This is a genomic window from Paractinoplanes toevensis, assembly GCF_018332695.1.
Taxonomy (GTDB): domain Bacteria; phylum Actinomycetota; class Actinomycetes; order Mycobacteriales; family Micromonosporaceae; genus Actinoplanes; species Actinoplanes toevensis.
On sequence record NZ_BOQN01000085.1, the window covers coordinates 1 to 19,038 of the forward strand.

Consider the following 19,038-nt stretch of genomic DNA (forward strand, 5'->3'; position numbering starts at 1 on the left):
GCTTTCAGGATGATCCGGGCGACAGCGCTGTCGCTCTGTTCCGAACCCCACATCCGGATCTGTCGCGATCAGTTCGCTACCGAGGGTTATGCTCGGCGGTTTGTGTCGCCACCCGTTCAGGGATTCGTACTGGCTGCTCAGGGCAGGACCGCGTCGGCGGGTCGTTCTGTTTTGGTCGGTCAGTGGTGCCAGGGCAGCTGCACTGCCTTCTGCGGGGTACCTTCGGTACGGATCTGATCCAGCAGGGATACCAGCCCGAAGGGGTAGATGACGTCCGTGCTGTCGGTTAGCTCGTCCAACGTCCACCAGCGGTGTCCGGCGTGGTGTTGGCGTTCGAGGGCTTCCATGCCGGTGGTGTCGACGTCGTGGGCGTCGAGACGGTAGACGAAGAAGTCATCCCGGAAGGTGCCGCGCGCCCAGCCGACATCGGCGTATCCGCAGCTGTAGGCCACGGGTTGCCCGAGCAGGTGGGGGCTGACGATGAGGCCGATCTCTTCGCGAAGTTCGCGAGCGGCTGCTTGCTGGAGCGGTTCGCCGGCATCCACACCGCCGCCCGGGGTCACCCAGCCATGTCCCCTTCGGCCGTCCGTCGGATCGAAGAGGAACTTCAGCAGGAGAACCCGCTGGTCGTGGTCGAGAAGAATCATGCGTGCGGAGCGGCGGCGGTATGAAACGGTCTCCGACACTCCGCCGATGGTAATGACGCCGACCATTCCTGACGACCGAAATATCGGAAAGAGCGGCTGCCGTCGTCTTCTGACACCTAGGTCCGGCGCATTGTTCTGCCGCAGATAGGGGCGCGGGCTCGATGGACATGTAGTCGCCGACAATGTCGTGCACCATGGTGCAGTGAGCTACGAAACTGGACGGGCCACCGACGTTGACCCGAGCAACGTCGAGACGCGCGATGACTTTGCCCGCTTCCTCTTGGCTGTGCTGGCTGACTTCCAGTCGACAGGAGGGGTCGAATGGGAAAACGGCACCCTGGACCGCTTCTTCGACGGACTGTCGGCGGTCACCGACGCCCGTGTCGTCCAAGCGCCGCAGGCTGATCAAGAGCAAGCCTCCTGGCGCTTGTTCGCCGAGATCGTTCGGGCCGCAACCGGGTACGAATAGAACGTCCTCATTTGCCGCCGATAATGCTCGGTCCCGAGGTAGTAGACGTGACGGGCGGCAGCTTTTGGTGGGGAGGGCCGGCGAGCGGTTGCGGGTACAACGCTCGCCGGCGCGATCAAGAGTACGAGGCGGGAGTGCGATACCGACGAGAGCGTCCGGGTGAGTGCCATGCGTCCAGCAGCAATCGGCGCATGCCCGAGGTCGCCCGGTCGTCGACGTCGTCGTCCAGTCATCCAAGCGACGCGAACTGCCGAAGTGCTGGGGCAGCAGTTTCACCTGCCGGTTCGTCGCGAGCTAGATCGCCGACGGCTGCGCGGAGGCCCAGAAGTGCGGGGTCGGGTCGGATGGTCAGCCGGTCCGTCGACGGCACCGGGGCTGGAGAACGACACCGAAGGCGCTGCAGGAAGGGTAATTCTGCAACCGTCCGCGTCCTGACACTCGCTAGCGACCATGCCGTCATGCTTGTTGAATCAGACCGGTGAACGGGTATGCATTCGTAAGCTACAGCCGTAAGGACGACGCCTACACGCGACGCCTTATCGACCACATCCGTCGAGCTGGCTTGCAGGTTTGGGCCGACTCGGGACTCGAAACCGGAGCGCGATGGCAGAACGAGATCCGCGCGAAGGTGGAGGGTGCTGCGGCCATGGTGGTCGTCGTCTCTCCCGAGGCGAAGAAGTCGACATGGGTCGGCAACGAAGTGACGCTGGCTCTCGAGCGTGAGATACCTGTCTTGCCGGTGCTGGTCGTCGGCACCGAGTACTTCGGCCTGCTGCACGCTCAACATTTCGACGCGACCAAGGGCCAGCTGCCGGACCAGCAGTTCTTGAACCGGCTTGCCGCCGCGACCGGCGATCCCCCACCCGTCGTTCCGCGCGATACTCGGGCCGTCTTCCGGCGACGCCGGGTGGTGCTGGCGGCAGCAGCGGGGGCCGTTGTTCTCGGCGGGGCGGCTGCGAGCGCGATCCTGATCGACCGGGGCTCGCCCGACATCTATCCAGGAGCACTGCTCGGCGAAGGCAATTTTGGACAACTGATCAGCACATTTGGGACGCCTTGCGTCCAGGTGCTGGGCGATTCTTACGGGGTCGGAGCGAGTGTGGGCCGCGCCAGCTGTGAGCCTGGTTGGAAACAGGAGCTCGTCGCGATTCCTACTGGCAAACCGACAGACTGGAAGTTGATGTTCAGAACTACCTACTCCGGAGAGCAAATGTGCCTCGCCGTGACAGCGGACGGTCCCTTGCGTGACCGGAAGCCGGTCCTGGACCGCTGCGAGTCCGCTCCGGCATGGGGATTCGATGACTGGGGTCCCGGTAAGAAGTCTCGATATTGGCACGTGCACTATTCCGGGCTTGATGGCGCGTATTGCCTCGCTCGGCCGGCCCCGGACGACGGGAAGGACACGGAACCCGCGCTGCGTGCAGACAACAGCCTTCACTTGGAGGAGTGCAACAAACAGGACGGCTGGGGCCAGCAATGGCGAATCGACGACCGATGATCGGGCAAACAGGACTAACAAAAGTTAGTCACGGCCTAATGCCCGCGCCTTCGGACCTTCGGTTCGGAGGCGCGGGCATTAGGCGCATTTAAAATACACAATCTGTCAGGCGTCTCCTCGGCGGGCCAAGCACTGCCCCTCCCCGGGCGGGCAGAGGGCTCAGCACTGCCCCTCCCCGGGGGCCGGGTCAAACTCAATGCCGCGTAGTTAGTTAGTGGTCAGCCTGACATACCGGAATCTGAAACCCACCTCATCAAACTTTCCGCGAAACCCATGCGTTCGATCCGTTTTTTCTCAGGACTACGCTGAAGAAACCGTGCGAGAGAACTATCCGGAGGGTTCCCCGCAAGCTCGGCCACCGCAAGGAACTCACGGATCGGGTCAGCACCAATCATGTCCGACGCACGGTAGAGCAAGCTTATCGCCGGAAGCAGCTCTGGGATGTCATCGGTCAAGACGAACGCGAGCTGCGCTGCAATCAGACCCGCGCGGAGTTCCGGCTGGCTGTGGTCGCGAACCGCAAGGGATGCCATACGCTCGGAAAACGCACTGAGCATTTGCCACGCATCCGGGGGCAGCTCGGACTCGGTGCGTCGGCGGGTAGCTCTGGTTTGGCCGGTCAGTGGTGCGCGGGCAACTGCATTGCCTGCAGCGGGGTACCTCCGGTGCGGATCTGGTCCAGCAGGGATACCAGCCCGAAGGGGTAGATGACGTCCGTGCTGTCGGTTAGCTCGTCCAACGTCCACCAGCGGTGTCCGGCGTGGTGTTGGCGTTCGAGGGCTTCCATGCCGGTGGTGTCGACGTCGTGGGCGTCGAGACGGTAGACGAAGAAGTCATCCCGGAAGGTGCCGCGCGCCCAGCCGACATCGGCGTATCCGCAGCTGTAGGCCACGGGTTGCCCGAGCAGGCCGGGGCTGACGACGAGGCCGATCTCTTCGCGAAGTTCGCGAGCGGCCGCTTCCTGGAGCGGTTCGCCAGCATCCACACCACCGCCCGGGGTCACCCACCCATGTCTCCCTCGGCCGTCCGTCGGATCGAAGAGGAACTTCAGCAGGAGAACCCGCTGGTCGCGGTCGAGAAGGATCACTCGTGCGGAGCGGCGGCGGTATGAGACGGTCTCCGACACTCTGCCGAGAGTAATGACGCCGACCATTCCTGACGACCGAGATATCGGAAAAGAGCGGCTGCCTTCCTCTTTTCTGACACTGACGTCCAGCGCATTGTTCTGCCGCCGACCGCGCGCGCCAGTCCCAGGTGCACGGTACGCGGTGTGACACCGGGCCCAGGCGTCGTCTGTGCGCCCCCCCCGTGCCGCAGAGCGGATATTCGGTCATCTCGGATGGAATCTCTGAGTCGACGATGCGCCGGGCACCGGGGCGTAGATGGCTGAAGCGGTTGCTGGGTACCCGAAAGGCCGAGCTGCCCGCCGCTTTCGGTGATTCAACCTGATCTTGTGAGGTGCTCTACTTGAAGGTGTGACTTCAGTTGCTCTGTCAAGAGTGCGGGTGGCCGCTCGGTTTCTCCTGTACGGTCTCGGCGGAGTGTGCGTGGCCGCTGTCGCGTTCCTCAGCGTCTCTGCCGTTGAAGGTCAGTCACGCGCCTACGGAGTGGCGGAGTCGTTGCTTCCGGCAATTGTCCCTGCCTTGCTGTTGGTCCTCGCTGCGGCGGTCGCGTACGTTCGATTCCTGGCGTCGATGGTGCGCCGGGGTAGCTACGAGGACCGAGCACGATTGATCTCGTACGGCGCGCTCGGGCTCCTATTGCTTGGCGTAGTCAGCGGCATGCTGGTTGGGCGGTGCATCTCTACAGATCCTCCGCCAGCAATAAATCTTCTCGTACTTCCCCAGTGATGTCTCTGGCGCAGATGTACGGATCTGCCGCAGACAAAATGCGGAGCGTACTCGCGTGCTGGTGGCGCGTTGCCCGTCGGTTTTCGTGGCGGGATCTGGGTAGGAGCACCTCGACGCTGCGAGATCAGCGCTCTCCCGCACTCAGCCGCCGCTGAGGTCGCTGCGACAGTAGAGCCGTCACCGGTCTGGGCCGTCACCAGTCCGGGCGCGATGAACTGCGGCAGCGTGTGCGGTCCGGAAACGGGCCGGCGCAGCACCGTGCTGTCAGTGGTTCGGGGTGCGCAGCACGGTGTCGAGCTGCCCGTCGCGGTCTGTGTCGAGGTAGGTGAGTTCGGGCACCCCGTCACCGTCGAGGTCGAGCTGCACCACGTCGGCGATGCCGTCACCATCGAGGTCGGTGACCACCTCAATCGATCCGTCCGAGCGCCGGCTGACAATCGAATTAGCGGTGGTGGCGACCCGGCCTGCCGGTCCGGGGATGGGCGGCGATCCAGGCGCGGAGGACGGTAGTGGGCCGGGCCGGCTGGCGTACGCCCCGACCGGGCCGTCGGTGCCGGACGGATCGATCTCCTCTTCAGAGGGGTAGACGTCGCCGTGCCAGGCCGGATCAGGATAGGTACTCATCTCCCTAAGATTCCCTGACGGAGCCTGCGGTAACCGTCGGCGCAGGAAGAAGCACACCGCTGTGCCGAGCACCGCGCGAACCCGGTCGCAAGGGCCGTACGCCCGGGCCTGGCAGACCGTTTGACCAGTACTAGAACGATCACCTCGCGATAAGTCCAGAACATGCTGCCGCAACGTTGTTTGGTGCACGGATCTGCCGCTGGTCGTGAGCGATGGCCAGCGATGGTCCGTCACACCGGGTAGACGCGGTACTGCAGCTCTTCGTCGTACCGGAGACCGGTGACTGCCGTGATGATCGACCAGAGGAAGTCCTCGTCTGGGCCCCAGGACGGCAGGGCAATATCGGCCTCGACCGGCAGCGGCGTTCCTTCGTCCTCGACGGCCACACCGTCGGCGTAGACGTAATGCCGGGTGCGTTCCCCATTCGTGAACAGCGTGAAGCCGTATGTGCTCGAAACGCTGCTGAAGAAGACCACCAAAGCGTTGGCCGGGTCGGTCGGCTCCCAGCCCATGACCACATCCATCATCGGGTTCCAGACCTGCACCCAGCCATCCGACTCGGCGGCATAGAGGGCGTCGGGCTTGAGGGCGCTTGTAGCCTGGTCGGCTCCGACTAGTTCGCCGCTGAAATCTGTGATGGCGAGGTCGTCCACAGCCTCGTCCGCCGTCACGTCCTGACGGAAAAGCACCGAGGTGTTCCAACCCATGATCAAGACCTTTCCTTGTACGGCGGGGCCGCCGCCCATTGTTCAGGGCGGCACCGTCAGGACAACGTGGGAGGGCGCTCTCGTGAGATACCCCGACGGCTTTGCTCGCAAAGAAGACCCCGTGAACGTCTTCCCGTTCATCGCCGCGGAGCAGACTCCGCCGCCCTGCTGGCCGCCTCCTAGCAAGCTCGGGCCAGTTGCCGACACCGGAAGCCGGCGCCCTCATATGCCGCCGATCGTGTGCCGGCCAGGGGCGGGCCGTTACGTCGATGATCGGTCGGTGCGTGTGCGGGTCGACTCTGCCGTGGTGACGGTTGCGCTGCCCGGGGCCACCGGGAAATGATCTTGCCGAGTGGGGTGATCAAGGCCCGGGTAGATTCGTCAGGCCCGGCGCCGGGCAGCCGATGAGGTGTCACGGCACAGGCGGAGGTGGCGAGTGACTGGAGCGCGGCGCAGGCGCACCGGGTTGCGCTGGCCGGCCATGGCCGTCGCCCTCGTGATCGTGCTGGCCGGAGCCGGCTCCGAGGCCACGCCGGCCGGACCGCGCGACGACGCAGCCCTGCTCGCCGACTGCCAGAGAAGGGCGCAAGAGATCGTCGACAAGTATCGCAACGTGCCGAACGTGTCGGTCGCGGTGGCCTGCCAGTGGCCGGACGGCACCGCGCTGGACCTGAGGCGGATCCCGCCCAAGCCGGCACCGATCCCGGTGATGACCGTGGGTCACGCGGGGTGCGTCAACGGCGCCGGGCGGCCCGTGACCGGGACCACCCTGACCAGCGTGTCGGCGACGGCGACATCAGGCGAGGCCGTCATCTACGAGCGGCAGCGGCTCGACGGCAGCGAGTCCGTCGACTCGTCCGGTTCCCCGGTGCTCGAGTTCGGTCCGGGCGATCTCGCGCCGGGCGGGAGCTACCGCTGGCGGGCCCGGGTTGATGACACCGCGGAACTCGCCGGCAGTACGGCCTGGCCCAGCAGGCTGGACGACGACGAGATCGGCTGGTCACCCTGGTGCGAGTTCACCGTCTCCGCGGACGCCGTCGACTACCGCGGCTTGGGCGAGGTCAGCCTGGATGCGTTGCAGGAGCTCGGCCTGCGTCCCGACCGCACGTACACCATCAGCTTGTCCGGCCACCAGCAACGCCTGCTGCGCGCAGGCAGCGACGCCGTACCGACCCGCGCCCGGATGACCCTGACCGGCCTGCGCTGGACCGACCTGCTCGTCCAGCTGACCGAATCGGCCTTCATCGCGGACGAGACCGCCGCCGAAGCCGGCGAGGACGACCCGCCATCGTCGGACGGCACCGCCTACCGCACGCTGGTGGACGTGATCTCCGTCAAACTCGGCGGCCCGCGCCACCCCCAACTCAGCTGAATCCGGCCGGTCGCGGATACGGCCCGTTGGCCCGAGATCGAAGTAGGCAGTCAGCTCACGCCGAGATCTGGCCCGGCACGCGGTCATGCCGATGAGAGTGCACTCGACTTCGCGATACCTCCATATGGTCGGTCCTTGCGCGGGGTCGATCGCGGTCCTCCTGCCCGGGGCATGGAACCCCCGCCGTGCCGGCCTTGCGGGGGGCCACCGATCGGGTTGAGCGTTGAGCCGCAGGTGCCCTTCCGACAGGCCATAGCCCTCGACGATCGGGACGCCGTACCGGTCCTCGAAGCGGGTCAGCAGCTCGGCCGACGCGGTCCCGGCGCCGCAGATCGCGAAGCGAGGACTCGACGTGTCCGGCTGCATGTCGTCGGGCAGCGCCGCCAGCATGCTGTAGATCGTCGTGACCGTGCTGAAGAACGTCGGCCGCGCGACCTCGACGGTCTGGAAGAACGTCGTCGGGTTGAACCGGTCTGCGATCACGACACTGGGCCCCGGCCAGCAAACGGCGTCAGGACGCTCACCACACCCGACTCGCCGGACCCGCCCAGCACAACACCGCCGATGAGCAGCAGACGGAGAATGCGTCCTCGTCATGGTTCGGACGCTTTCGGACGGGTCGTCGCGTGATGGAAGCTAGTTGCGGCTGGTTTCAGGTGGGGCGGCGGATGGCCTGTACGGCCGTGTCGTAGAGGTCTAACAGGTCGACCTTTCCGCCCAGGCGCACCCACTCTTCGTTGGCTGCCTGCAGGCAGGTGATCGCTGCGGCGGCGATAGCGCGTGCTTGCAGGGTGCGGCGGTCGGAGGCGGGCAGTCGCGGCTCGATCAGCGGTGCGAACAGGTCTTGCCAGCGGGCCTGTTTCTCGGCGTGCCCGGCGCGCAGTGAGTCGTTGCCGAACAGCAGCGTGATGAACTCGAGGCGCCCCTCGGGCGTCATGTCGATCTCCTCGAGCACCTGGAACGCCGCGCGCAACGCCGCCCAGCAATCCTCGTCGGCCGGGCGCTCGGCAAGCCGTGCGGCGATCAGGTCGCCTTGTTCGGACAGGCTACTGAGGGCGAGGTCTTCTTTGTTGCGGAAGTAGTTGAACAGGGTTCGCCGGGAGATGCCAGCTGCGGCGGCGACCTCGTCGAGGGTCGTGTTGTCGAATCCCTTGGCGGCGAAGAGATCGATAGCGGTCCGGGCGAGCAGCGAGCGGACCACCGAGCGGGTCTGCTCGCGAAGGGGTGTCAGCTTCTGAGGCATGCACCGACGGTACGCCAGCTCACACCATGCACGCTATTGCACCCAGTGCAATAGCGTGCGTAGAGTGAATGCCATGAGCAAAGTTGATTACCACCGCCAGACCGTCATCATCACCGGCGCCAGCTCCGGCCTCGGCGCCGAGTTCGCCCGCCAACTGGCCCGCCGCGGCGCGGACCTCGTGCTGGTCGCCCGCCGCGCGGACCGGCTGCACAGCCTGGCCGCCGAACTCACCCGCGCGCACGGTGTCACGGTGACCGTTGTCGCCCGCGACCTCGGCCAGCCCGACGCCGGCCGCACCCTGCGCGCCGAGATCGAGTCCCGCGGCATCTACGCCACCGGATTGGTCAACAACGCCGGCTTCGGCACCCACAACGCGTTCACCGACGAAGATCCCGAGCGCCTGCAAAGCATGATCGCGCTGAACATCAGTGCGCTGGTCGACCTCAGCCGCGCCTACCTCGGCCCGCTGGCCGCCGCCGACACCGGCGTCCTGATCAACGTCGCGAGCCTGCTGGGCTTCCAGCCGACCCCGTACATGGGTGTCTACGGCGCCACCAAGGCGTTCGTCCTCAGCTTCACCGAATCGCTGTGGGAGGAGACCCACGGCACCGGCCTGCGCGTCCTGGCCGTGTGCCCCGGCGCGATGCAGACCGAGTTCTTCGACGCCGCCGGCAGCCAGTCCGCCGACTACGGCGCGAAGCGCGCCACCCCCGCCGACGTCGTGGCCGTCGCCCTCGACACGCTCGACCGCCGATCCGCGCCGCCGTCGGTGATCACCAACGGCCGCCCGCTCGCCCTGGCCAGCAAGTTCCTGCCGCGCCGCCGGATCGTCCGGCTCATGGGCTCGCTGGGCCGCCGTCAGCTCGCGCAATCCCTCGCCGCCCTCACCAACAGCTGAGGACCACGATCATGACCAGCACAGACGTCACCGCGCAGCCCACCGACGCGGAGCGTTTCCGTCACCTACTCGAAGTTCAGCGCGCCGCGTATCGCGATGGAGCCCCATCACTGGCGGCGCGGCGCAGCGATCTGCACAGGTTCAAGGCGGCGCTGATCGCCCGGCGCCACGCCATCGAGCGGGCGATCAACACCGACTTCGGACATCGCTCGCGACACGAGACCGCTGTACAGCCGGATGTCGCTCAACCCTCGGAGGTTTCGATGGGGGCGCCTCGGCGCTCATCGCCGGTATCGAAGAACGCATCGAGGTACGCGGCCGGCTGGAGTGGGCTCTCGCGGAGCAGGGAGAACAGCTCGGCGCCATGGCCGGGCTCGTCGGTCAGGGCGTAGACCTGCGCCAGGCCAAGGTATTCGCCGGCTACGTCGGCGGCGTACTCGCCGGCCTCAGCCTCGGCCAAGGTCACTGCCTCAGCGGGCGATGAGGCACGCCAGAGCGTTACCCGCTCCTCATACGTCGCAGGCGCTTCGGCATGAAGCCGGAAGAGGCACCGGATCGAGAACCAAGCTCCCTGCGTATCCACGCTGGCAGTGTGCCCTTATCAACTGAGCAACGCACTCTCGTGCCGCTGTCCGGCGCGTTGGCCGCTCGTAGGATCGTCAGTTACTGCCGGAACTGAGGGGCGGTCGTCGCGCTCAGGCGGTGCTGCCCTGTATGGATCGCGAGTAATGGTCGACGGTGGTGAGCCACTTGTTCAGCTCGCGCCGGCACGATGCGGTCACCAGGCGACGGGTCAAACGGCCGGTCGGCATATCCACGGTCCACCGCAGCAGGGTGCCTGCCGTGTCCGGCAGCAGTTCGGCACGTTGGACGCCGGCATGCCTGCCCGCACGATCGACCTCGGCCATCCATCGCGCTTCCGGGGTCGCTTCGCGGATCACATAGTGAAGCCGTGCCCGCGCGAGACCGGCACGAACGGTGAAGACGTACTGCGACCCGACCTCGCCGTTACCCGTTGTCGACTCCAGGTGACACCGAGGATCCAGTCGCTCGTACATTTGCGGCGTCGTGACGACGTACCAGACTGTGGCCGGGGCCGCAGCGATATGACGCACCTGCGTTACCGACACCGTCGACTTCACGGCGCGGAGCTTACTGTAGTGCCGGCATCCGGTCATGCCGCTGTCCATGCGCGTCGAGTCGGCCTGGACGACTGCCGTTTTCCGGTCAGTTCGCTGGAGCTCGTGTTAGCCGGGCCCGGATAGTGAGCCGGCGTGATCAGCGGCGTGACGATCGCGTTGGCGTACCGTCCGGCTGGTAGCGGCGGCGGACACCGAACGCGCGAGGTGATGGGCCGTAGCGGCGTAAGACCACCAAACGCCGTAATGCCTCGTCGAGGGTGGGTCGTATTCCGGTCGTCACCCACCACAGGGCTGTCGAAGGCTCCTGCATCGGGACGAACCAGTTGTTTCGCTGCCGAATAAAGGCACCATGGGCGCTGCGGTACGTGAATCCGTGCAAGGCCTCATACGAACTCCAGACCGACAGGTTGACCACCATTGTGTTGTCTCCCTCGGCCCGGACAGTGACGTTCCGACCGTGTCCGTCGGCGTATCGCCACAGGAAACCGTCGCTCTGCTCCGCCATCCGCAGTACCGGGTCGATCGCGGCCACGAAACCGGCCATCTCCGGTGCGTCGAGCGGCGAACGCAGCCGGGCGACGTTGACCTGCGCCAGCTCCCAGCCCACCTCGTCAGCCTAATATCGCTGCTTGGCGCGCGTACTCATCTGCTGCCGGCCGTGCGCGGCGGGCGGCCGTGAGCCGTCACGCGGCGTTACGCACCTCAGGGCCGGCCCGACGCGCGCGCGTTCCGAAGTGCAGAACCCTACTTCGCGCAGCAGTACAACGGCTCGTACCGGGTCAGCATGATCCGCGGGGCGCACCACTTCGCTCTTCCGAACCGGTCGAGCGGCTCGGCGCAGGCCGACTTCTTCGTCGGGCGTGGTGGTGGCTGGTCGGCCGACGGCAGGACGCTGCCCGGCGCTCTGCCGGCGGGGGCGCCCACCTGGTCCTTCTGGCAGTACTCGAGCCGCGGCCCCTTCGCCGGGGACTCGAACCAGTGGCACGACGCCCTCGACCGGCTTCGCGTCCTGGCCTGCAACGGTGGCTGCTGAGCGGCGGTTCAGTCCGGGCGGCCGCAGTGGAACGGTGCCACGCCGGCCGCCATCCGGATCCCGCCGAGAAGATGGGACAGCAGCAGCGGATCGGAGTAGTACTCGGCCTTGTGACCCATCGCGGTGTAGAACACACGGCCACCGTCGTACGGCTGGCACCAGGAGATCGGGTGGTGCGGGCCCATCCCGGGCGAGCCGCCGGGGAGGCTGTAGCCGCGCGGGTCGTACGTCCGTTCGTCCACCTCGGCCAGGACCCGTACGGTGTCGCGGGGGTTGGTGCGGAAGTTGTACCACTCCTCCTCGCGCTCCCAGCGGCGCGGCAGCGGCCGGGTCGCGGCGGTGTCGCGGCCGAGGACCTTCACCGTGGCGACCTGGAACTGCGGGCTCACCGAGCCGGGGTGGTCGCGGAAGTACGCCCCGACCAGGCCGCCGTACCAGGCCCAGTCGTACTCGGTGTCGGATGCGGCGTGGATGCCCGCATATCCGCCGCCGGCCCGGATGTAGCGCTCGAAGGCGGCCTGCTGCGCGTCGTTCAGCACGTCGCCCGTGGTGCTCAGCCACACCACGACGTCGTACCGGGCGAGGTTCGCGTCGGTGAACGCCGCGGCGTCCTCGGTGGCGTCGACCCGGAAGTGGTGCCGGGCGCCGAGCTGCTGGATCGCGGCCACCCCGGCCGGGATCGAGTCGTGCCGGAACGCCGCCGTCTTCGAGAAGACCAGCGCCGTGAACCGATGATGCCCCGACGCCGCCGCGGCACCGGGACTCACCGGACCGGCGAGCCCCACCGCCAACGCTGCCATCACGACGAACCTGACCAGGCGCTTCATGATCCCTCCTCAGCTTGGAACGGGTGTAGCGAGCAGGACGGTGTCGGGCTCGGCGACAACGTGCCGGACGGCGTGCCGTTCGGCGGCGGGGTGGGGCTGGTCGGCGGGCTGGTGTTCCGGGCGGGCGCCGGTGGGGCGGCCTGCGGTGCCGGCGCGGTCGGACCGGGTGTGGCGGTCGGGGCCGGTGGCATCGTCATCGACGTCGGCGGCAGGCACCGCGGTTCGTTGCACGACGCGAGGCCGTCGCCCGGATCCCCGGTGCAGACGTCCACGGAGAGACCGCCGTCGGCGAGGTCGCCGGGCGCCCCGTCCACGGCGTCGAGGACATCCTGACCGTCCTGTCCGCGCAGGACGTCCACCCCGGGGCCGCCGGTCAGCGAGTTGGCGACGTTGTCGCCGATCAACGTGTCCGCCGCGCTGCCACCGAGCACCGACTCGATGTCGGATTCCTCGCCCGGGAACACGCCGTCCCACCGGTACCTGCCGACCTGGTCGCCCTCGCCGTCGGCGCCGTCGTCGGCCTGTCCGTCGAGGGTGACCGTGAGCGGCGTGGTGCGGGCGCGGTAGTCGGCGGTGTCGGTTCCGAAGCCGCCCGACAGAACGTCCCGGCCGTCGGTTCCGGGCAGAGCCGGGAACCGGTCCTTGCCGCTGCCGCCGTACAGGGTGTCGTCCTGCGTGCCGCCGTCGAGCACGTCGTCGCCGTCCCCGCCGACCAGCGTGTCCCGGCCCCGGCCGCCGCTGAGCACGTCGGCGCCCAGGCCACCGATCAGCACGTCGTCGCCACCACCGCCGATCAGCTCGTCCGCGCCGTCGCCGCCGCAGATCACCTCGGGACCGGGCCCGCCCACCAGGCGGTCCGGCCCGGGCGTCCCCAGCATCGTGCACCGGGGCAGCGCGGGTGTGGTGTCGTAACGGAGGTACTGCCAGTGCGACGTTCCGGTGAGGCTTTCCGCCATCAGCGCCGGTGTCCCGCCACCGGCCCAGGTCAGGGTGTGGTCGATGACGACCCGGCCGTCGACGGACAGCTTGACCCGTTCCCGGCGTACCTCAAGCTTGTAAGTGTGGAAGGCACTCTGCGTGTCCATCGGATGGACGACCACTTCGGGATAGGTCAGGCAGACCTGACCGCGGGCGAAGGTCACGTGGATGACCGTGAGGTGGTCACCGGCCCAGAGGTGGGCCGGGTCGTTGGGCAGGCAGCCCTCGTTCACCGATCGGTCCAGGCGCATCCGCGCCTCGACCGTCCAGCCCAGATTGTTGTCGGCGGTGCCCGACCAGTCGCTCGGCGCGCCGTCGAACAGGCCCACCGATCCGTACGGTCCGAGCGTCAGGATGTCACCGGCAACGGTGGCCGGCTGGTTGACCTGCCAGGGACCCGGCGGCAACTGGGTGAAGGTCTGCACCACCGGGGTGCGGCCCTGTGCCGAGCCGGCCCAGACGAGCGCGGCGGCCGTCACCAACAGGGCGGCCAGCATGCGGTAGGTGGAGGATCGTGCGACGCCGGCCGCGGAACGGTTCATTGTGCTCTGCCCCCGAACCATAGATTGCCATCACTGTATGGGGAGCGCTCCCACTCGGGAATCCTTCGGCCGGACGGTGCCGCTGTTCGCATACCGGGCGGTGTGGTCGAAACGTGGCGTTCGAAGTGATGGGTGAAGTGGACCCGATCGTGAAGCCGACCTCGACGGCGACGCGGGCGGCGGGCCGTGCCGCGCGCAGATCCCCCGAGCGGCACCCGCCGGGAATACCATGGCCGGGGTGCGGTCAGGAGGGCCTATGACTATGTCGGACAAGGATCTCGTCTTCCTCTGCCACGCCTCCGACGACAAGGATGTGGTCAGAGGCCTCCATCAGAACCTGACCCACGACGGCGTCAATTGCTGGCTGGACGATGTGGATCTTGTCGGCGGGCAGAACTGGGACGAGGAGATCACCAAGGCGATCCGGCGTTCGAGGTTCGTTCTTGTCTGCCTGTCGAAAAATTCGGTCTCCAAGACCGGCTACGTCCAGAAAGAACTCCGGCGGGCGCTCGACGTGGCCGATGAGCAACCGGAAGGTCGCGCCTTCATCATTCCGGTGCGTTTGAAGCCGTGCGAGATCCCGCAGAGTCTGAGCAAATGGCACTGTGTCGATCTGTACCGGTTGAACGGCTATCCGAAGCTCCTGGAGAGCCTCGGCGTCGAGCTGCCGGAGGAGTGGTTGTTGTCCGAGGAGGTCCTGGCTGCGGACGCGACCGGCACCGTCCTCAAGCCGATGAACCGCATCAACGACGATCACCTGCTCGAAGATCTATGGGATCTGTACTTCAATCGCACCGTCGGATTCAATTCGTTACGAATCCAGCGCTCCCTCATGTACCGCTCGGAGTTCGACGAGGTCATGCGGGATGAGCGCATTGAAAAGCTGCTTTGCTTGGGTCCCGACGGGCGCCCCCTCGGCATGGCCGCGCTCACCAACGATCTGGACGCCATGCCTCTTGTCTCGCCGCAATACTTCGAGCGGCTATGGCCCGATCACTACGCGCGTCGGCAGATCTGGATGATCGAGTTCGCGGTGGCAGATCTCGACAATTCCGTGGCGGTCTACTACGCGTTGTTCGAGCAGATCTGCCGGTCCGTCTCCTACCGAGGGCGAATGATCGGTATCGACGTAGGCGCCCTGGACGAAGACGCTCGGCTGGTGTGGCGAGCAGTGGAGAGTGCCGTCCTGCGGACTGAAGGCAACATTCGAGACCATCACAACGGCCAATTCCGCTTGTTCGAGCTCGATCGCACCGACGGCGCCGCCACTTGACACGGCAGATCTCAGAATGCCGCGCAGCCGATCAAGGCGGACGATGAGCCGGCCGATGCGATCCGTGCCCAATGGAGGAACGCCGCGCGCACCGGTTCCTCCTGCTCGCGGTCCTTCGCGTGATCCTGGCCCAGCGCTGAGGGACTGATCCACGCGGGGCTGTCTCCGGCGTGGCCAGGCAATTAACATGCTCGACATGAGCCGCCCGACGATTTACGACGTGGCGCGCGAAGCCGGGGTGGCCGCCTCCACGGTGTCGCGGGCCTACGCGCGGCCGGGGCGGGTCAACGCGGAGACCGCCCAGCGGGTGTTCCGGGCGGCGGAGCGGCTGGGCTATCGATCGGGGTCGGCCGGGCAGCCGGCCGACCGGGCGGTGCGGCACGCCATCGCGCTCGTGGTCGCCGACGTCACCAATCCGTTCTACGGCGACATCATCAAGGGCGCGTACGAAGCCGCGCGGGAGGCCGGTTACCAGCTGATCCTGTCGCACACCAACGAGTCGCCGAAGGTGGAGCGGCAGACGATCGAGCAGGAGCTCGACCAGGTCGACGGTCTCGTCATCGCCAGCTCGCGGATGACCGACTCGGCCCTGCGCATGGTGGCCAAGCAGAAGGCGGTGGTGCTGCTCAACCGCAGCATCCCGGAGGCGAACTGTGTGCTCAACGACGCCGAGCGGGGCATCCGGCGGGCGGTCGAGCACCTCGCCAAGCTGGGGCACGAACGGATCACGTACGTGGCCGGGCCGGAGGCGAGCTGGTCCGACGGTGTGCGCTGGCGGGCCGTCCGCAAGGTCGCGGCCGAGCTGCGGCTGGAGGCGCGCCGGGTCGGGCCGTGCGAGCCGACCGTGCTGGCCGGGATCAGCGCCGCGCTGCGGGTCGCCGAGCTCGAGTCGACGGCCGTGCAGGCGTACAACGATCAGCTCGCGATCGGCATCGTGAAGGGGCTGCGCCGGCTCGGCATCGACGTGCCGAGCCAGGTCAGCGTGATCGGCTTCGACAACATCATCTTCGACGAGCTGGTCGAACCGCAGCTCACCACGATCGCCTCGCCGCTCTACCGGATGGGCTTCACCGGCGTCCAGAACTGCATCGCGGTCGCCCAAGGCGCGCAGCCCAGCGGCGATCCGCTGGTGCTACCGGTGCGCCTGGTCGTGCGCGGCTCGACCGCCCGGCGGTCGCGCCAGGTCAGCTAGGTCGCGACCCGGCCGGCCAGGGCCTCGGTCGCCCAGGCGAACGACATGAGGTGCGATTCCCGCTTCGACGCGACGCTCGGCTCGTCCACCTCGATCATGTAGTCACCGTCGTAGCCGGCGGGGATCGCGTCGAGCACGGCGTCGAAGTCGACCACGCCGAGGCCGGGTTCGGCCCATAACCGCTTGGACGCCGTGGTCTCGTGATAGCTGCGGCCGGTCTTTCCCAGGTAATCGGGGAAGCAGTCCTTGAGGTGGATGCCGCCGAGCCGGGACGCGTACCGGCGGATGAACCCGGCCGGCTCGATGCCGGCCCAGCGCAGGTGCCCGGTGTCCGGCCCGAAGCCGATCACGTCCGGCCCGAGGTCGTCGAGCAGCCGCACGATCTCGGGCTCGGTCTCGAAGATGCCGCCGATGTGCGAGTGGTGCAGCGGCCGCAGCCCTTCGGCCTGCAACACCCGGCAGACCTCGCCGCACATCTCGATCGCGCGGGCCAGCCGGCCCTCGTCGAAACCGGCGCCGACGGCCGGTTCGGCCAGGCGTTCCGGCCGGGCCATCGAGGAGATCATCGTACGGTCGAGGCCGAGTTCCACCTGCGCGGCCGCGAACCGTTTGGCCCGTTCGATCTCCGCGTCCAGGGTGACGGTCTCGTCGAACGGGGAGTTGAACAGGCTCAGCGACGGTTGCAGCCCGTACCCGTTGATCCAGGCGCGGTAGTCGGCGGCGGTCATGTCGTCCGGCACGTCCGCCTTGACCGCGGTGAAGCCGATCTCCTGGAAGTCGCGGAACGCCTCGTCGAAGACCGCGCGCGTCTTGCCGGCCGAGGCCCAGTACGGAATCGGATTGGCGGCTATCCGGCTCACAGCGCCACCGGCCGTCCGGTGCGGGCCGACTCGTACGCGGCGGTGATGACCGCGACCGACTGCCGGTTGGTCTCCAGGTCGACGCGCAGCTTCTCGGTGCCGTCCAGCGCTCCGAGGAAGTTGAGGTACTGCAGCCGGTGGGCGTCCGAGAGCATCCCCGGGTCGCTCGACGCGGTGGTGTCGCCACCACCGGAGACGGCCTGGGTGGTGCCCATCAGCCGGTCGGAGATCGCCTCGCCGGCCGGGGTCGCCGAGAAGAACGCCATCTCGTCGTTGTCGATGACGGCCGAGCCGCGGTCGCCGTGAACCTGGAGGCGGGCGCTGAGCCCCGGATAGGCGGCGGTGGTGGCGTGCAGCACGCCGAGCGCGCCCGACGCGAATTTCACCACCCCGGCCGCCACGTCCTCGACCTCGATCCGCTCGTGCGCGAGGGTGCCGGTGTAGGCGAACACCTCGACCGGCCGGCCGAGCGCGGCGATCAGCAGGTCGACGGTGTGCACGCCCTGGTTCATCAGGGCGCCGCCGCCGTCGAGCTCCCAGGTGCCGCGCCAGCCGCCGGAGTCGTAGTAGCTCTGCCCGCGCCACCAGTCGATCGACGCGATGCCGGAGGTGAGCCGGCCGAGCTCGCCGGCCTCGATCGCGGCCAGCACCTTCTCGGTGGCCGGGTCGAACCGATGCTGCGAGATGACGGTGACCAGGGTGCCGGCCTTCTGCCGGGCGCGGATGATCTCGTCGGTGCGGGCCACGGTGATCTCGGCGGGCTTCTCCACGATCACGTTCTTGCCGGCCTCGAGGGCCTCGACGGCGACCTCGCCGTGCAGGCCGGTCGGCGTGCAGACCACGACGACGTCGACCTGTTCGGCGGCCAGCACCGCGCCGAGCGAGTCGTAGGCGCGGCCGCCGCGTTCGGCGGCGAGCGCTGTCGCTCGGTCGAGGTCGACGTCGGCGACCGCGACGAGCTCGAGGCGATCGGCGAGCCGGCTCATCACCAGACCGTGGTGCTTCCCGATCACGCCCGCGCCGACCAGTGCGAATTTGGGTGCTGTGCTCACGCGTACTCAATCTCCTCGGTCTTCAGAAGGTCGGTGAAGGCCTTCCAGGCGGTGCGGAACAGGTCGGGGCCGGAGAAACCGCCGGCGGCGTGGCCCAGGGCGAGGTGCGGTTCGAGTGAGAAGAAGCCGTCGAAGCCGTCGTGGCGCAGCGCCCGGATGGTGGCGGCGACCTCGCCGTCGCCCTGCCCGGCCGGCACCACCGTCCCGTCGGCGGCGTGCGCGTCCTTGATCTGGATGTACTCGACGTGCGGGCGCAGCGCCGGGTAGCCGTCGGTGAAGGGACGCACCCCGACCTGCACGAAGTTCGCCGGGTCCCAGGCCAGCCGCAGATAGGGCGAGCCGACCGAGCGGACCAGGTCGAGGCAGCGCTCCGGCACGTCGCCGTAGATCTGCTTCTCGTTCTCGTGCAGCAGGATCAGGTCGGCCTCCTCGGCCACCCGGACCAGCGCCCGCATCCGGTCGATCACCTCGGCCCGATGCGCGGCCGGATCATCGCCGGGCCGCAGGAAGAACGAGAAGATCCGGATGTAGGGGGCGTCCAGCTCGGCGGCGACCTCGGCGGCGTGCCGCATCCGCTCCAGGTGCGGCGCGAAGTCCTCGTCGATGAAGATCTTGCCGATCGGCGAGCCGATGCTGGATACCTTCAGCCCGTACGCGGAAAGGGTCTTCTTCATCTCGGCGAGTTGCACCGGGGACAGGTCGAGAATGTTGACGTCCCAGGCGCTGCGCACCTCGATGTACTTGAGGCCCAGACTGCTGGCGACCTCGCACTGCTCGGTGAGATCGGGGGAGATCTCGTCGGCGAATCCGGAGAGAGTCCACATCGGCGGC

Annotated in this window: 21 protein-coding genes and 2 pseudogenes; 7 read left to right on the plus strand and 16 right to left on the minus strand. The window is 67.6% G+C overall.

Annotated elements, in window-relative coordinates:
* Window positions 1-179: 179 nt before the first annotated feature.
* Window positions 180-686, minus strand: coding sequence for an NUDIX hydrolase (locus Ato02nite_RS32225; protein ID WP_213010446.1), 507 nt, complete (start codon window positions 684-686; stop codon window positions 180-182).
* Window positions 687-849: 163 nt separating this feature from the next.
* Between Ato02nite_RS32225 and Ato02nite_RS32230 the strand changes: the two genes are divergently transcribed.
* Both Ato02nite_RS32230 and Ato02nite_RS32235 read left to right on the plus strand, forming a co-directional pair.
* Complete coding sequence (locus Ato02nite_RS32230) at window positions 850-1,116, plus strand: DUF7660 family protein (protein ID WP_213010447.1); 267 nt, start codon at window positions 850-852, stop codon at window positions 1,114-1,116.
* 478 nt (window positions 1,117-1,594) lie between these two features.
* Window positions 1,595-2,614, plus strand: coding sequence for a toll/interleukin-1 receptor domain-containing protein (locus Ato02nite_RS32235; protein WP_213010448.1), 1,020 nt, complete (start codon window positions 1,595-1,597; stop codon window positions 2,612-2,614).
* Window positions 2,615-2,832: 218 nt separating this feature from the next.
* On the opposite strand, the gene Ato02nite_RS32240 is transcribed toward Ato02nite_RS32235, so the two are convergent.
* The 4 genes from Ato02nite_RS32240 to Ato02nite_RS32255 form a co-directional block, all read right to left on the minus strand.
* A complete protein-coding gene (locus tag Ato02nite_RS32240) occupies window positions 2,833-3,171 on the minus strand; it encodes a hypothetical protein (RefSeq protein ID WP_213010449.1) in 339 nt (112 codons plus the stop codon).
* A 62-nt stretch (window positions 3,172-3,233) separates the two neighbouring features.
* Window positions 3,234-3,740, minus strand: a complete 507-nt coding sequence (locus Ato02nite_RS32245) for an NUDIX hydrolase (RefSeq protein ID WP_213010450.1) — start codon at window positions 3,738-3,740, stop codon at window positions 3,234-3,236.
* Between the two features lie 988 nt (window positions 3,741-4,728).
* On the minus strand, window positions 4,729-5,088 hold the full coding sequence (locus tag Ato02nite_RS32250; RefSeq protein WP_213010451.1) for a hypothetical protein: 360 nt from the start codon (window positions 5,086-5,088) through the stop codon (window positions 4,729-4,731).
* A 230-nt stretch (window positions 5,089-5,318) separates the two neighbouring features.
* Window positions 5,319-5,795: a hypothetical protein gene (locus Ato02nite_RS32255; RefSeq protein ID WP_213010452.1), complete on the minus strand. Its 477-nt coding sequence runs from the start codon at window positions 5,793-5,795 to the stop codon at window positions 5,319-5,321.
* A gap of 481 nt (window positions 5,796-6,276) precedes the next feature.
* Between Ato02nite_RS32255 and Ato02nite_RS51955 the strand changes: the two genes are divergently transcribed.
* The gene (locus Ato02nite_RS51955; protein WP_246607686.1) at window positions 6,277-7,167 is read left to right on the plus strand and encodes a hypothetical protein; all 891 of its coding nucleotides are present in this window, start codon (window positions 6,277-6,279) and stop codon (window positions 7,165-7,167) included.
* A 159-nt stretch (window positions 7,168-7,326) separates the two neighbouring features.
* Here the strand turns inward: Ato02nite_RS51955 and Ato02nite_RS53095 are convergent.
* A pseudogene (locus Ato02nite_RS53095) lies at window positions 7,327-7,764 on the minus strand (AMP-binding protein); the annotation flags it as partial.
* A gap of 55 nt (window positions 7,765-7,819) precedes the next feature.
* Window positions 7,820-8,410: a TetR family transcriptional regulator gene (locus tag Ato02nite_RS32265; RefSeq protein WP_213010454.1), complete on the minus strand. Its 591-nt coding sequence runs from the start codon at window positions 8,408-8,410 to the stop codon at window positions 7,820-7,822.
* Window positions 8,411-8,483: 73 nt separating this feature from the next.
* On the opposite strand from Ato02nite_RS32265, the gene Ato02nite_RS32270 reads away from it, so the two are divergent.
* Window positions 8,484-9,308, plus strand: a complete 825-nt coding sequence (locus Ato02nite_RS32270; protein ID WP_246607688.1) for an SDR family NAD(P)-dependent oxidoreductase — start codon at window positions 8,484-8,486, stop codon at window positions 9,306-9,308.
* A 107-nt stretch (window positions 9,309-9,415) separates the two neighbouring features.
* Here the strand turns inward: Ato02nite_RS32270 and Ato02nite_RS32275 are convergent, their stop codons facing one another.
* The 4 genes from Ato02nite_RS32275 to Ato02nite_RS32290 all read right to left on the minus strand — a co-directional run bounded on the left by Ato02nite_RS32275 (window position 9,416) and on the right by Ato02nite_RS32290 (window position 11,057).
* The gene (locus tag Ato02nite_RS32275) at window positions 9,416-9,556 is read right to left on the minus strand and encodes a hypothetical protein (RefSeq protein ID WP_213010456.1); all 141 of its coding nucleotides are present in this window, start codon (window positions 9,554-9,556) and stop codon (window positions 9,416-9,418) included.
* Window positions 9,553-9,768 (minus strand): hypothetical protein, encoded by a 216-nt coding sequence (locus tag Ato02nite_RS32280; protein ID WP_213010457.1) that lies wholly within the window; start codon window positions 9,766-9,768, stop codon window positions 9,553-9,555. The genes Ato02nite_RS32275 and Ato02nite_RS32280 overlap by 4 nt, the downstream gene beginning before the upstream one ends.
* A 235-nt stretch (window positions 9,769-10,003) precedes the next feature.
* Window positions 10,004-10,450, minus strand: coding sequence for an SRPBCC family protein (locus Ato02nite_RS32285; protein ID WP_213010458.1), 447 nt, complete (start codon window positions 10,448-10,450; stop codon window positions 10,004-10,006).
* Between the two features lie 136 nt (window positions 10,451-10,586).
* Window positions 10,587-11,057 carry a DUF3291 domain-containing protein gene (locus Ato02nite_RS32290; protein ID WP_213010459.1) on the minus strand — a complete coding sequence of 157 codons (471 nt, stop codon included), beginning with the start codon at window positions 11,055-11,057 and terminating at the stop codon, window positions 10,587-10,589.
* Window positions 11,058-11,201: 144 nt separating this feature from the next.
* On the opposite strand from Ato02nite_RS32290, the pseudogene Ato02nite_RS32295 reads away from it, so the two are divergent.
* Window positions 11,202-11,483 (plus strand): annotated as a pseudogene (locus Ato02nite_RS32295) (GH25 family lysozyme); the annotation flags it as partial.
* A gap of 8 nt (window positions 11,484-11,491) precedes the next feature.
* On the opposite strand, the gene Ato02nite_RS32300 reads toward Ato02nite_RS32295, so the two are convergent.
* Complete coding sequence (locus Ato02nite_RS32300; protein ID WP_213010460.1) at window positions 11,492-12,310, minus strand: ThuA domain-containing protein; 819 nt, start codon at window positions 12,308-12,310, stop codon at window positions 11,492-11,494.
* Entirely contained in the window at window positions 12,307-13,830 is a 1,524-nt protein-coding gene (locus Ato02nite_RS52635; RefSeq protein ID WP_281419852.1) for a calcium-binding protein, read from the minus strand. Before Ato02nite_RS52635 ends, Ato02nite_RS32300 begins: the two co-directional genes overlap by 4 nt.
* 262 nt (window positions 13,831-14,092) lie before the next feature.
* Between Ato02nite_RS52635 and Ato02nite_RS32310 the strand changes: the two genes are divergently transcribed.
* The gene (locus tag Ato02nite_RS32310; RefSeq protein WP_213010462.1) at window positions 14,093-15,103 is read left to right on the plus strand and encodes a toll/interleukin-1 receptor domain-containing protein; all 1,011 of its coding nucleotides are present in this window, start codon (window positions 14,093-14,095) and stop codon (window positions 15,101-15,103) included.
* 196 nt (window positions 15,104-15,299) lie between these two features.
* Window positions 15,300-16,295, plus strand: coding sequence for a LacI family DNA-binding transcriptional regulator (locus Ato02nite_RS32315; RefSeq protein ID WP_213010463.1), 996 nt, complete (start codon window positions 15,300-15,302; stop codon window positions 16,293-16,295).
* On the opposite strand, the gene Ato02nite_RS32320 is transcribed toward Ato02nite_RS32315, so the two are convergent.
* Genes Ato02nite_RS32320 through Ato02nite_RS32330 form a run of 3 tightly spaced genes read right to left on the minus strand, consistent with a single transcriptional unit; the run spans window position 16,292 to window position 19,031 of the window.
* Window positions 16,292-17,155 (minus strand): sugar phosphate isomerase/epimerase family protein, encoded by an 864-nt coding sequence (locus Ato02nite_RS32320; RefSeq protein ID WP_213010464.1) that lies wholly within the window; start codon window positions 17,153-17,155, stop codon window positions 16,292-16,294. The two genes, Ato02nite_RS32315 and Ato02nite_RS32320, sit on opposite strands and share 4 nt — an antisense overlap.
* Window positions 17,152-18,207 carry a Gfo/Idh/MocA family protein gene (locus Ato02nite_RS32325; RefSeq protein WP_213010465.1) on the minus strand — a complete coding sequence of 352 codons (1,056 nt, stop codon included), beginning with the start codon at window positions 18,205-18,207 and terminating at the stop codon, window positions 17,152-17,154. Before Ato02nite_RS32325 ends, Ato02nite_RS32320 begins: the two co-directional genes overlap by 4 nt.
* On the minus strand, window positions 18,204-19,031 hold the full coding sequence (locus Ato02nite_RS32330; protein WP_213010466.1) for a sugar phosphate isomerase/epimerase family protein: 828 nt from the start codon (window positions 19,029-19,031) through the stop codon (window positions 18,204-18,206). The genes Ato02nite_RS32325 and Ato02nite_RS32330 overlap by 4 nt, the downstream gene beginning before the upstream one ends.
* Window positions 19,032-19,038 lie beyond the last annotated feature (7 nt).